This is a genomic window from Marinobacter sp. F4218 (assembly GCF_019443085.1).
Lineage (GTDB): Bacteria > Pseudomonadota > Gammaproteobacteria > Pseudomonadales > Oleiphilaceae > Marinobacter > Marinobacter albus.
Window position 1 is genome coordinate 293,200 of sequence record NZ_JAHZIL010000003.1, and the last position, 13,141, is coordinate 306,340.

8 protein-coding genes are annotated in these 13,141 nt (G+C 58.8%); 3 read left to right on the forward strand and 5 right to left on the reverse strand.

Features of this window, described 5'->3' with window-relative positions:
- Position 1 precedes the first annotated feature (1 nt).
- Positions 2 to 685, forward strand: coding sequence for an SIMPL domain-containing protein (locus K0B93_RS05280; RefSeq protein ID WP_219866218.1), 684 nt, complete (start codon positions 2 to 4; stop codon positions 683 to 685).
- Positions 686 to 687: 2 nt separating this feature from the next.
- Here the strand turns inward: K0B93_RS05280 and K0B93_RS05285 are convergent, their stop codons facing one another.
- Positions 688 to 4,446 carry a translocation/assembly module TamB domain-containing protein gene (locus K0B93_RS05285; protein ID WP_285367729.1) on the reverse strand — a complete coding sequence of 1,253 codons (3,759 nt, stop codon included), beginning with the start codon at positions 4,444 to 4,446 and terminating at the stop codon, positions 688 to 690.
- The gene (locus K0B93_RS05290) at positions 4,443 to 6,197 is read right to left on the reverse strand and encodes an autotransporter assembly complex protein TamA (protein ID WP_219866219.1); all 1,755 of its coding nucleotides are present in this window, start codon (positions 6,195 to 6,197) and stop codon (positions 4,443 to 4,445) included. Before K0B93_RS05290 ends, K0B93_RS05285 begins: the two co-directional genes overlap by 4 nt.
- Positions 6,198 to 6,357: 160 nt before the next feature.
- Here K0B93_RS05290 and K0B93_RS05295 point away from each other — a divergent pair, with 160 nt between their 5' ends.
- Positions 6,358 to 7,365: a hypothetical protein gene (locus tag K0B93_RS05295; protein WP_219866220.1), complete on the forward strand. Its 1,008-nt coding sequence runs from the start codon at positions 6,358 to 6,360 to the stop codon at positions 7,363 to 7,365.
- Between the two features lie 47 nt (positions 7,366 to 7,412).
- A complete protein-coding gene (locus tag K0B93_RS05300; protein ID WP_219866221.1) occupies positions 7,413 to 8,888 on the forward strand; it encodes an amidase in 1,476 nt (491 codons plus the stop codon).
- Between the two features lie 77 nt (positions 8,889 to 8,965).
- Here K0B93_RS05300 and K0B93_RS05305 read toward each other — a convergent pair whose 3' ends face one another.
- Genes K0B93_RS05305 through K0B93_RS05315 form a run of 3 tightly spaced genes read right to left on the reverse strand, consistent with a single transcriptional unit; the run spans position 8,966 to position 13,093 of the window.
- Complete coding sequence (locus K0B93_RS05305) at positions 8,966 to 10,408, reverse strand: mannose-1-phosphate guanylyltransferase/mannose-6-phosphate isomerase (protein WP_219866222.1); 1,443 nt, start codon at positions 10,406 to 10,408, stop codon at positions 8,966 to 8,968.
- A 41-nt stretch (positions 10,409 to 10,449) separates the two neighbouring features.
- Positions 10,450 to 11,640, reverse strand: coding sequence for an alginate lyase family protein (locus K0B93_RS05310; protein WP_219866223.1), 1,191 nt, complete (start codon positions 11,638 to 11,640; stop codon positions 10,450 to 10,452).
- A gap of 4 nt (positions 11,641 to 11,644) precedes the next feature.
- Positions 11,645 to 13,093, reverse strand: a complete 1,449-nt coding sequence (locus K0B93_RS05315; protein ID WP_219866224.1) for an alginate O-acetyltransferase AlgX-related protein — start codon at positions 13,091 to 13,093, stop codon at positions 11,645 to 11,647.
- Positions 13,094 to 13,141: the final 48 nt, after the last annotated feature.

Sequence of the window (13,141 nt, forward strand, 5' to 3'; positions counted from 1 at the left end):
CATGAACAGATGGAAGCGCGTATCGGGCCTTGGCTTATCACTGCTGCTGGTTCCGACGTTGTCGATCGCTGGCGAAGTAACCCTGAGTGGCGAAGGGAGTGTACGCTATCAGCCAGACAGCGCCAGGCTGCAGTTCACCGCCAGTGCCGAGCATGAAATGCCGCAGCAGGCAACGGAGCAGGTAGCGGCGATGATGAGCGAGTGGCGCGAAGCAATCAGCCAGTATCAGGACCGGCTCCAGGACTACACGGATGCTACCGTGAACCTTTACAACCGAACCCTGCCCGGAAGCGAACGCGGGGAAGAGCCGCAGAAACGGGCGGTGGCTTCACAAACGGTGACGTTTCACATTGATGACCTTTCCCTGCTGAATCCGCTGCTTGAACAGGCCCAGTCCATCGGACTGAACTACAACCTCGGCCCAAGTCAGTTCTTTCACTCTGATGAAGCAGGACTGGAGCAGGAGGCGCTGTCCAAGGCTATTGCGAATGCCCAGTCTCGCTGCGAGTTTGTGGCCCAGCAACTCCAGCAATCCTGTGGTGATGTCGTGACCATCAGCATCAATGGCGACTTCCGGCCAGTTCCGATGATGATGGCGGAGGCAAAGGGATCTGCGGATACGGTGTCCAGCGTTGGGGTGCGGGAGGTTCACGCGACCGTTAATGCGACCTTTGAACTGGATTGAAGTCAGAAATCCCGGGTGTAGAAGATGTCCAGCGACGCGGCCAGTCCACTGGCCGCTTCCAGATAGAAATACCGCCCCAGATCATAACGCAGCGCCACCGTCGTGATGGGCTCGAAGATACCAACGCCGTAACGCACACTGAGTTCGTCCGTCAGGTAACCACTGGCCACGACGGACGTCTGCTCTCCGCTGCCCTCCGACTCCAGCATGAACTGCTGAATGCCGAACTCCTCACCCAGCTTTCCAGTAAACTTGTTGGCCTGGGTCAATCCCAGCGATAATGCAGCCCCGCTCATTTGCCCCTCATCACCACGGCCCTGGGGCGGTCTTCCGAGAATCAAATAGGACAGAGCATCGGTCTGCGGCATGTCAGGGTTGGAAAACACTTCCGTGGACGGCGATTGCACAGGCCCACTCAAACGAATACCGGCCACTACAGTATCCACGGTCCGAATGGCCTCGATATCCAGATAGGGCTGCGTCAGGTTGCCCACGAATAAGATCCTTGCTGTTCGCAACTCCAGCTCTTGACCAAACTTTTCGTATCGGCCATTCACCAGTTGCAGAGTGCCGCGAGTATCCAGGTCATTACCGATGCGAAGTGTACCTTCCAGATCCCCGGTAACACCGAAGGCTGCAAAGGTCACCTGATCCTCGCCAACGATAACGGTTACATCCATATTCAGGGTGCGGATCGCGGGTTTTTCCTGCTCAACCCCGACAATCACCTCATCTTCGGACACAGAAACCGCCTGCGCCGGGAGGCCCTTGATTTCGATTTCGCCCCGCGGCACCGCAAGCTGTCCGGTAACACTCAGTTCGCCCTCCCGGAACGCAATGGCAAGGTCCGGCGCCAGCTCCACCCGGGCGTAGGGCTCAAGACTGAACGGGACGCGCTCACCCCTGATTTTCAACTGGCCCGCCGGGGCGTTCTCCCAGTTCAACCTGCCACTCAGAGTGGTTTGGCTACGGGCATTGCTATTGATCCTGCCGCTAATCTTTGCGGAGTAGCCGTTGAGCCCCAGACTGACAACAATTTCTTCCAGCGGAATTGGCAGTTTCGGGTCAACCACTCGTCCGTTCGTCAGCGCCAGCTCGCCGTTAACGGCGGGTTTCATGAGCGGTCCGGACAGCGTTCCCTGCCCATTGATCTCACCTGAAACCTCCTGAAGGCCTGCAAAAATGCCGGCCAGGGCAATATCGAGATTATCCAGCCGGAACTGCCCTTCCAACTGGCGTTCGGGCGAACGCGGATCAACGGCTACATCGACGGAAAACTCACCCAAATCCGGGCCTGCAAGCTGCAGATCGAGCTCGGCGACCTCCGGTTTCAGGTTCAACTGTGTGACGAAACGGTCGTAAGCGAGCGACTCCCAGTCCTCATCCACCAGGACCTGAAAGCTTCCGCTACCGGCATCGACCCGTATCTGCCCGCTTGGTCCGTTGTCCGTCATGGTTACATCAATCTCGCCATTGAGGTTCCCTCGCCAGCGAAGCGTCTCCGGCATCAACGGGTCCAGCGCCGTTGTCGGGAAGCTGTCAATTCGGTACGCAAGGCTTGGGGTCGGCAGCAAAGTCTGGTCCTCGGCACAGACGGTACTCTGCCGCCAGCGCCAGCAGTGGGCACCAAACGTGAGTTCACCATCCGCCCGATAGGCCAGTGAAGCTGGCGACTCCAGTTCCCAGCTCTGATTCTGCTCCGGCACTTCAATTAGCCCTTGTGCGAGAGAGCCCGTCCATTCGCTCCAGGACGACGGGGCAAAAGCTCCGGCAAACAACAGACGCACGTCGGCTTCGGCATGCCGGGCCGAAACCTCGAGCCGGTGGTCCTCCCTGGTCCCGGACGCGTTGAGAGTCAGAGCCTCCAACTGCTGGCCCGCCACATCAACGTCTTTTGCCCCGATACGACTCTTCAGGTTGAACCCCGGCTCCATAACCGCGTCCACATCGAGGCTGGCAACCGCCAGACTATCCTGCCAGCCCAGCTCCCTGGCACCGAGAGTGAGCTCTCCCGAGGGTCTTTCCGGGGTTCCGCCTAACGTCAATTCGGCGTCCACCTGCCCTGTCAGATCCGCCAACAATTGGCCTGGCGCTGGCAACTGCAGGCGAAGCTCTCCCGCGAGCTCCTCACCCCAGGTTCCTGATCCTTCGAGGCGGTTCTCCCCGACCGTCATCTCGAGTCCGGATACTTCCCAGTTGCCGGTTGACGTGTCGAGGGACCCTCGTGCCTTCGCAGGTTGGGACTGCCACTGCCCGCCCAGATCCCAACGAGCCTGAAGGGCGGGAATCTGATCGTCACGCAGTGTGCCGGAGGTTTCAATGGCGCCACTGAGACTGGCTTCAAGCGACGGCACCCAATAGCCCGGATTGAATCCGTCGAGTTGCAGGGCGGCTTGCCAGGACAGGGGCCCGGAAAAATTCACCGCCCCGTTGCCGGACAGGGACCCAGCGCCGGTCACCACCTTCAGGTCTGTCAGTCTGGTCTCGCTGGCATCGCCGTCCACCACCGAGGACAGCGTCGCCTCTCCCTGGGGCCCCTCAACATCCGCCTTCAGGTTCGCGTGATAACGGTTATCCGACCAGGTTACCGAACCGTCGAGTCGATTCAGTTGAACCCCAGGCTCGGCCATATCAGGGAGCAGCGAGTACCAGGGGAAGCGATCGAGGGACAGCTGCGCGTTCGCTTCCAGCCCTCCCTGCCAGGAAACCTCGCCGGCAACCCGGGCCTTTCCCGGCGTACCGGAGCCCGATGAAGACAGGATCAGTTCCAGGTCATTTGCCGCCCCCGTATCCACCAGGCCATCCAGGGCCAGATCAATAGGCCCTTCGGTACCTGGCAAAGTCGCCTGGGCACGGGTCCGGAACCCCGACTCGAGACTTCCATCGGCCTCGACAAACCAGTTCTGAAGTTCCAGCGTCTCCGGCAGGGTTTCAAGCGCCAGGAATTGCTCCGAGGTGACCCGGAGTCTTGCCGGCAAGGCCCGGTCCAGTGGCGACACCTGACCATTCAGGCGTGCCTCGAGATATCCCCGGCTGTGTCCCGACAGCCGGAGATCCCGGACACTGCCGGACAAATTCACGTCAAAGGACCAGCGCTCGCCGGACGGGGGGGGCAATGAGGCTTCGACATTCAGAACCACCGGCCAGTCCCGTCGGGTCTCCACCCGGCCGGATATGGCCACCGAATAGTCGTCCAGTTGGTACGTAGCCCGCTCAATTTGCCAATCCGCCCCCGAACCACCGGCTGACAGTTCGACCCGATCCCAGATCCGGGTCTCATTGAAGCTGAACGCCCCGAGGTCAACCTCGCCGATACGGAGTCCTACTGGCAAGTCCACATCCGGCAAATCGATTGCCCGCGCACCTCCATCCTCACTGGAAGCCGGCTGAACACTCACCTCAATTTTCCTGGCTTTCAGGACATCGAGACAGACCTGCTTACTGAGCAAACACGATGGCGACCAATCGATCACCGCCGCCTCGACCGATACATCGACACCGTAGCCCTGCCAGTCGACTGTCGCAGCCTGCCATTTGCCCATCAGCGATCCCCGGCCTTCGCTCACGTCCAGGCCCGGAATCTGGTCAACAACCCAGGCTGTGCCCGTCTCCGATCTCAGGGCCAGCAGGATCACGACGACAAGAACCAGCGGCAACAGAATCAGGATGCCAAGCACGAGCAACAACCAGAACCAGGCGGGTCGGCGCCTGGAAACCTGTGCCCCCTGCTGCTCCTGGTCGTGGTCGGTCTGATTGGTCACAATTCAGGCCCCATGGAAAAGTGAATGCGCCACCCGCCCCCAAACTCACGGTCGAGGCCCTTGGCAACATCCAGGCGCAAGGGCCCGACCGGGCTGATCCAGCGAAGACCGATGCCCGCGCCGGTAGCGAGTGGGTCAAACGGATCATTGATCGCATTACCATGATCCACGAACATCGCCACTCTCCAGCGGTCGGCGAACTGGTACTGATACTCGCCACTGCCCACCAGCAGGAACCGTCCGCCAACCGGGACCCCGTTGTCGTTTTCCGGAGACAGGGTTTCATAGCCGTAGCCCCGGACGCTCTGATCACCACCGGCGAAGAAACGGAGAGACGGCGGCACATCTTCAAAGCTGTTGGTGGCGACAGCACCCATCTGTACCCGACCCAGAAAACGGTGATTATCAAACAGGGTATACAATCCTTTGGCGAGCGCATTAACGTGCACGATATCCACCGTCGACAACACCGCCCGGTGCGCTCCGGTGACGTCGAACTGCAACCGGTACCCCTTCGACGGATCCAGGGCCGAATCCGCATAGAGCTTGGAATAGCCTGCCCCCGGCAGGAGCAGGCTACTGGTGCCGGTTTCGTCATCACCGATATTGTAGCGCTCCCCCTCCCAACGCAGGGAAAGTACCTGAAGCCAGCCGCTATCCAGCTCGTGCTGCCACTGCTGGCCGAACGTCAGCAACTCAGACTCGACATTCTCGATGTCTTCGCGCTGGTAGCCTGCGGTCAGACGAATCAGATCCGTCATCGGGGGATCGAGCGGCAGTTCGTACCAGGCACTGACATTCTGGCGAGGACCGGACAGCTCGGTCTCTGCCCCACGACGGTGCCCCATGGGATTGATCCAGTGTTCACGCCAGTTGCCTCGCAACCGGGGACCGACATCGGTGGAAAAGCCCACGCCGGCCGAAACCGAACGAGAGTCCCGCCGGGTCAGGGCAACACTGACGGGGATAACACCATCAACTGCCCGGGACGGCACAGCATCTATGTCGATCCCGGAGAAATAACCACTGCTGGCCAGATCCCGGTTCAACTTGGCGATTTCATCAGCATGATAGGGAGTACCGGGCTCAAAGGTGACAAAGTCCTCAAGCAGACCGGTTTCAAACCAGTGACCCTCTTCAAAAGAGACTTCGCCAAGGCGATAGCGTTCCCCACTCTCGAAGATCAGGGTGATCTCGGCGATCCTGGTCTCGGGGTTCACCCTGAGGCTTTTCTCGGCAAAGGTTCCGTCAAAATAGCCGCGCTGGCGGGCCCGGGTCTGAATCGTGTCCCGAAGGCTCGAATATTCTCCGTGATTCAGGACATCGCCCTCAGCCGGCCGTTTGGGCAGCTCAGCCGTGAATTCGGCATCGGAAGCGGCAGGTCCCCGGATTTCCACGGTCCGCGACACAACCTTGACCGGCTCTCCGGGTACAATTTCCAGAATGAGACGGGCGATCTCCTCGGCATCACCCTGATCGACCCGCCAGTCTATCCGCGGGCTGTAGTAACCCAGGGCACGCAAAGCCTGGCCCGCCTGACTGACGGCCGTTGAGGCGTAACGACGCAGGTTGCTGGCGCTGCGCCCCTCCACTTCGCCGATAAAGGCCTCAGCGTTCTCCTTGAGCTTCGGATAATCCCCCTCGACCTTCACCTCGACCTGTTGGGCAAAAACCGCCAGCGGCGCCCAAAGGATCAATGATGCAAGGAGCCGGAGCCGGCCTGTTGTTACAGCGTGGTTTCTAGATAGCATCCGGCTATTTCAGGGTTGAGAGTCATGAGCGAACCGTCCATTCCAGCGTGGGAGTTTAACTGCAGGCGGTCAAGTAAACCATGGCGTGTCGTCGTCAGTAACAAAATAAGCTAATCTGTCAGGAGCTTATAACGTCCTGACAGATAACCGGAAGTCCTGAATGCTCCACATCAATCGAGAGAAGCTAAAGTCCAGCCATCAGCTCATCTGGTTCATCATCGACTTCCTGATGCTTGGCCTGCTGATCATTAACCTGGCCTTCATCATCTGGGACTCCATTTACAACTTCGAGGCCGTCCAGGATCTCATGCGGGAATACACCCCGGGCCTGCAGAGCCTGTACCACCCCCTTCACACCCACTTTATCTTTTACGACATGATTTTCGTCTCGATCTTTCTCGGCGAGTTTTTCCTGCGCTGGGGATACGCGGTCAAGGCCAAGATCTATGACCGCTGGTACTTTTATCCATTCATCCACTGGTACGACCTCGTTGGCTGTATCCCCGTGGGCAGCCTCCGCTTCCTGCGGGTGCTGCGGATCATCTCGATCATCTATCGCCTGCACCAGTACCAGATCATTGACGTTACCAGCACCAAGCTGTATCGGTTTGTTAATTTCTACTATGAGGCCTTCATGGAGGAGCTGTCGGACCGCATCGTGCTGAAAGTGCTGAGCGGCGTCCAACAGGAAGTTCGTCGCGGCTCCCCGCTGTTCGACAGAATCCAGCAGGACATTCTCTACCCGCGCCGGGCCATGCTGTCCGACTGGATTTCAGACCGCATCGCCGAAGCCGCCCAGGAGGGTTACGTACCCAACCGGGGAGCCTTGCGCAGTTATCTTGAGGACCGGGTTGATAACGCCCTCAAACAGAACCTTGAGCTGTCCCGATTGAAGTACCTGCCGGTTGTCGGCCCCACCATTCAGGAAACCCTGGAAGAGGCGGTCGGCGATATCGTTGCCAACGTTATCCATCAAATACTCGAGGATCTGGCCTCAGCCTCCAATCACGCCTTCATTGAAGACATCGTGAACGTGTTTCTGCCAAGCCCGGAACAGATGAAGGCGGATGAAACCGAGAACGAGGCGCTGATTAACCTCATCATCGAGATCATTGACGCCGTCAAGCAACAGGTCCGCGTTAAGTACTGGCGAGAAAACCTGCCCTGACATCAAACGCTTCAGGCCGTTGCTCAAAAACACCAAGGCGATACTTTATGGATTCAATGCATTACCAGCCGGCATACGCATTACTAGCGGAATTGAAGGCAGGCAGGATCACCAGCGAAAGTCTTGTCCGATGTTTTCTGGAGAGAATCCGACAATACAACAGCAACATCAATGCCGCGGTGACGCTGGACGAAAGCAGAGCCCTTGAGCAGGCTCGGGCTGCTGATCGAAGCTTGGCGGCCGGCGAGGCCACTGGCTCTCTGCACGGTCTGCCCCTGACGCTCAAAGATACCTGGGAGGTGGCCGGCATGACCACCACGGCTGGTGCGCCGGCACTGCACAAACACCTGCCGGATTATCATGCCGACGTCGCCCGGCGCCTGGAAGACGCTGGCGCCATCATTATTGGTAAGACCAATGTCCCGATCTATGCCACCGACCTGCAGAGCTACAACAAGCTTTTTGGCGTAACCAACAATCCCTACAATCGCGACCATACCCCCGGTGGTTCCTCCGGTGGCGCTGCGGCAGCCCTGGCCAGTGGCATGACACCGCTGGAAGTGGGCAGCGACCTGGCCGGTTCCATTCGCACGCCGGGGCACTTCTGCGGTGTGTTCGGCCACAAACCGACCCGTGCGCTGGTCTCTATGAGAGGACATATCCCCGGGCCGCCGGGCACCCAGTCCCAACCCGATCTGGCGGAGGGTGGCCCCATGGCCCGCTCCAGCAGAGACTTGGAGCTGCTGCTCAAGGTGATTGCCGGCCCAAGTCCGGCGGAAGCCCGGAGCTGGTCTCTGAGCATGGAACCATCCAGCCTGGAGAACCTTGAACAAGCCCGGGTAGGACTCTGGCTGGACGATCCGCTCTGCCCGATCGAGGAAGAGCTCTCCCGGGGGTATCGACACCTGGCCAGCGAGCTGGAAGCGCAGGGTGCGCTGGTTGCTGAACCAAAGCATGGTCTGCTTAACCTCGAGCATATTCTGCCGGTTTACTTCAATCTTCTGGGCAGTTTGATAGGCAGCTCTATCAAACCTCATCAACGCCGGCAAATGAAGTGGATTGCCCGCCTCGATACATGGCTGAAGTTTTTCGGCCCGGTGACGCCGTTTATCGGCGAATATGCGCGCGGTGTGAATCAGGCGGCCCATCAGTGGGCGAGCTGGAACGAGCGGCGTGAGAAAATGCGGAGCGAGATTGAAACACTGTTCGAGGAGTTTGACGTTCTGCTCACACCGGTCACCCCTACCGCCGCAATAAAACACGATCACAGTCAGCCGGTATTCAAGCGCCGTATCATGGTCGCCGGCCAGCCCCGAGCCTACATGGACCAGTTCTGCTGGATTGCCCTGGCGACAGTGCTGGGCCTGCCCGCCACTTCCGTGCCGATCGGCCGGACGAAGGCAGGTTTACCGTTCAATATTCAGGTGATTGGCGCCCCGGGCAAGGATCTGACCACTATACGTTTCGGACAGTTACTTGAAGAGGCCGGCCTGGCAGGCTTTCGCCCGCCAAAGGGTTTTTGATTTCAGATAATGCAGAAGCCGGCGCATACACCGGCTTCTGCATTATCTAAGAAAAGGCCAAGGGTAACGAATCGGCGTTAACCTTCGACATTCGCTGGAGCTATCTCAGGCTCTGCCTTCTCCGTTCGGCCATAGATATCGTCAAAGCGCTCAATATCATCCTCTCCCAGATAGGCCCCGGATTGCACCTCGATCAGCTCAAGAGGAATCTTTCCGGGATTGGTCAGGCGATGGGTTGCACCTATCGGAATGTAGGTGGATTGGTTTTCCGACAGCAAGAACGTCTCCTCATTGCGGGTCACCTGTGCCGTGCCCCTCACCACAATCCAGTGCTCGGCCCGGTGGTGGTGACGTTGCAATGAGAGCCGCTCTCCCGGTTTGACGGTGATGTGCTTCACCTGGAAGCGATTGCCGTTATCGATACTGTCGTAACTCCCCCATGGCCTGAAGACTTCCCGGTGGTTTTCAGTCTCCGAACGTTTGGCGACCTTGAGTTGGTTTACCAGTTTCTTTACATCCTGGACCCGGTCACGTTGGGCCACCATGAGCGCGTCTTTGGTGTCCACAACCACCAGATCCTGAACCCCCAGCATGGCAACCAGTTTGTCCCGGGCGTGGATCAGACAGCCATGAGTATCTTCCAGACAGGTATCACCGACGACAACGTTCTGGCGCTCGTCCTTGCCCTGGACGTCCCACAACGCAGACCATGAACCAACATCACTCCAGCCCAGATCCAGCGGAACAAGAACGGCGTTTTTCGTATGTTCCATGACGGCATAATCCACCGATTCATCCGGACAATCCTTGAAGATCTCTTCCGGTACCCGCACAAATCCCAAATCATCCCGGAGATTGGCCGCCGCCGCCACGCAGGCCTCGTAGATATCGGCCCGATGGCTCTTGAGCTCCTCGAGATAACTGGAAGCGCGAAACATAAACATACCGCTGTTCCAGTAATATCCCCCGATTTCCAGCATGTCCTGGGCAGTCGCGGCGTCCGGTTTCTCTACGAATCTCTGCACCGGCATGATGCCATCCGAGGAGGGTTCCACCGCCACATAGCCGTAACCGGTTTCCGGTCGAGTAGGCGTAATGCCAAACAGCACCAGCTGCCCCCGTTCGGCGGCGCCGCGCGCGTGCTCAAGCGCCACCTGAAAACCCGGACCATCATCGATGAGATGATCGGCTGGCAAAACCAGCATAATCGCTTCCGGATCGTCCCTGGCAACGACCAGCGCCGCCAGCGCAACCGCAGGCGCAGTATTACGCCCAAAAGGTTCCAGCAAAATGGTTTGTGGGCTTATTTGCAGTTCCGACAGTTGGTCCTGGACCAGAAAACGATGGTCACAGTTGGCAACAATCACTGGTGAGTGGACGTCCCTCCAGGGGAGACGTTGAAGTGTTTGCTGGAACATACTGCCTTCGCCAATCAAAGACAGGAACTGCTTGGGATAGGCTTGTCGAGACAACGGCCAGAGCCGTGTTCCGGTACCACCTGACAAGATGACTGGAATCATAATTTTGCTCCTGTGGTTTTGACTCGGGTTTGGTGAAACCGCTACTTCTTCCCGCCCGGTTTTTCTTTCTCATTGACCCGAACCTTTCCGGGCGGTTGCGGTTTCTCCTCTACTAACTGGACGGCATACAACCAGGTTAGATCGCCGCCCAAGCGGGTCGATTTCAGAGGCCGGTACATGTCCATTAATGTCTGCATACCGGGCAAAAGCTCCTCACCGGCTTGCCAGGGGTCCAGCCAGGCCAGCGACCAGGAGGTGTACAAGCCATCCGTCACCTGCTCGAACCCGGTAAGGCTTGCGATGATCGAAGGGTCGTTCAGACCGTCCACGACATTTCCAGCCAGCTTCTGAAATTCAGGGTGATAGGTGTCATAGAGGGGCTGCTGATTGACCTGCGCCCAGGTGGCCAGGGTAGCGAGCGGCTGCATGGCGTAATTGAGGTACTCCAGTGCCCGGGTTTCCCGGCTCAGTTCGTTTGGCAAATACCCCTCCCCGCTGATCTGCCCCATGGCCTCATCAAACTTGGCCATCGACCAGTTCCACCTGGCACAATCATTCGATACCACGGCGGTCGCTGCGACCGCCCAGGCCGCCCAGTAGTCGTGGTTATTGACCTTTTCCAGCGGCCGGTCGCTGTAGTACGCCTGTACGCCCTGCGAAAGGCGAGCGAACCAACCCTTGATACGTTGCTGGCGATCGGGGTCAGTGATTGCCTCGGGCTTGGGCAGGGTGACTCGCAAATAGCCGTTGGCGATGGCCGCAAGCGCCCACTTTCGAACCGCCTGCCCGGTGCCATTGATGTCGTCCGTCACCATGGCATCACTGGAGCCCCAGCTATCCAGTAGCTGCAACACACATTCCCGCGCCAGTGCACCGTCACCATCAATCTGGTAGTCGTTAGCGGCGGCAATCACGGCCTTCTCCAGGGTCCGGATATTTTCCACGGCGGCTCTGTATTCCGCCTCCGCTTCGGTATTGAGCTCGTCCCGGGAGGCGTCGCTGCCCTCGTACTTACTGGTAAAGTTCATCGACCCGGTGTGGGGTTCAACAGTCGGACAAACGTACTCCTGAAGCGGGTTTTCGTCGGCCATCAGGTAGTATCCGGGTGGCGCGCGTAACCCCTCAGCTGGGCACTCGGCAGCCTCAACCACACCCAGGCTCAGGCTGAAGGCAACGGCCGAAACCACCAGTGGCCGTTTGACTGGTTTGCTGAATGTCGTAGAGTGGCGCATGGCGTTATAGGTCCTCTCGTTTGCACAGTTTTGCTGTCACGGTCAGACCTTCGCTGATCTGCTCGGGCAGCATTTCCAGCTCCAGAGACATGAAGTTCTCCTTCTCCCAGCTCTCGCCTTTGGGCAACTCGAATACAAAGCGGCCGGAATCGGAGGTACGGTCGCTGTATTCCATTTTGATCCGGTCGCTGCGGTCGGCGACAAACCAGGTCGTTGCCTCAAGACGCCTGATGCTAGAGTCGCTGAACTGGAGATCGATGACGTAATTAGGGCTGGGCAATACCAGAAACCGGCCGCCACCGTTGAAGATCACCTCATTGACTCCGGCTTTCAGGGTGGCGGTCGATTGCAGTATGGGGGGCTGGGGTTCACAGGCATTCGTGACCAGCGGCATCAGCTGACGGTAGAAATCCTGATTATTCATCTGATGGTACGACGGCACCTCCCAGATCAGGATTTCCGGCGCTGCCTCGTGAAAGCTGTCGGACTTCAGGTAATCGAGGATGGCACCGTCATAACTGCCGCCGGTCAGGGCCAGGTTGAGTACTTCAACGCCCAGAAATTCCTGCAAGGCACCGGCAAAGTTGAAGTTCAATGTGCCTTTGCTGAAGCTCGTGCCCACCAGGGTCACGCTTGGCAGGCTCGCCTCACCGAACAAGGCATCACCAAGGCCATCTTCACCAGAACTGGCGAGTTCGGTACGAAACTCGTTCACGTACTGGTTCGGGTAGGAAAAACCACAAAGGCGCTCGGCGGCCACCTGCAGGGTGCCGCGCCGGCGCAGCAAACCCACGCGCCGGGTTTCGAAGGTCTTTTTCTCAAGCTCGCTGTAGACCGGCAACTGGCGAATACGCTGGGCAACCAAACGGGCCGCCCGGCGCGCGCCATAGGGGGACCAGTGGTGGTCCCGCTCGAAGTAATAGGCGTCGTCTTTTGGCGGCTCCGCCAGCAACGGCGTCAAATCCGGCACAATCATCCCGGTATCCCGCAACCGGCCCAGAGCTTCGCGGTAATTGTCACGCGCTCGGGGCCAGGCGAAGGTAACCGGCGCGTCAAAGGGCAGTTTGTCCGGATGCACCAGGCCTTTGGTGGGGTGGAAAACCAGAACCAGTTCGGTGCCCTTCTCCTCCTTCAGGTGGCGGGCGAATCGACGAAGTTGCGAGAGCCCTTCCTGTGTTGGCCCGAAGTCCTCCCGCAGTTCCTGCTCCGAGCGGAACAGCCAGCCGCCTTCCCCCTCCACCAGCAACCTGAACAGCTCAAGGAAACCGGTATCGTAACTGGCCGGGTCCGACGCCCGTGTACACAGATCGCAGCAGGGCTCAATTTCATACTCCGGCGCGCCAGTAACCTCGCCTGCTGTCGCCGGCCCCGCCGATGTCGCAAACGCAACCAACAGCGCACAAACAACGCGAGCGATTCCGCTGTATTCATCGTCTCTGTTTCGCGTCTTCATCCCATTGTCTCTGTTGTTCGCCCGACGTTCGCCCCTTCATGTGCCAAT

Coding starts and splice junctions, on each gene's coding strand:
- K0B93_RS05315 (WP_219866224.1), bottom strand. CDS start 13,093: ATGAAGACGCGAAACAGAGACGATGAATACAGCGGAATCGCTCGCGTT.
- K0B93_RS05295 (WP_219866220.1), top strand. CDS start 6,358: ATGCTCCACATCAATCGAGAGAAGCTAAAGTCCAGCCATCAGCTCATC.
- K0B93_RS05280 (WP_219866218.1), top strand. CDS start 2: ATGAACAGATGGAAGCGCGTATCGGGCCTTGGCTTATCACTGCTGCTG.
- K0B93_RS05305 (WP_219866222.1), bottom strand. CDS start 10,408: ATGATTCCAGTCATCTTGTCAGGTGGTACCGGAACACGGCTCTGGCCG.
- K0B93_RS05290 (WP_219866219.1), bottom strand. CDS start 6,197: ATGCTATCTAGAAACCACGCTGTAACAACAGGCCGGCTCCGGCTCCTT.
- K0B93_RS05300 (WP_219866221.1), top strand. CDS start 7,413: ATGGATTCAATGCATTACCAGCCGGCATACGCATTACTAGCGGAATTG.
- K0B93_RS05310 (WP_219866223.1), bottom strand. CDS start 11,640: ATGCGCCACTCTACGACATTCAGCAAACCAGTCAAACGGCCACTGGTG.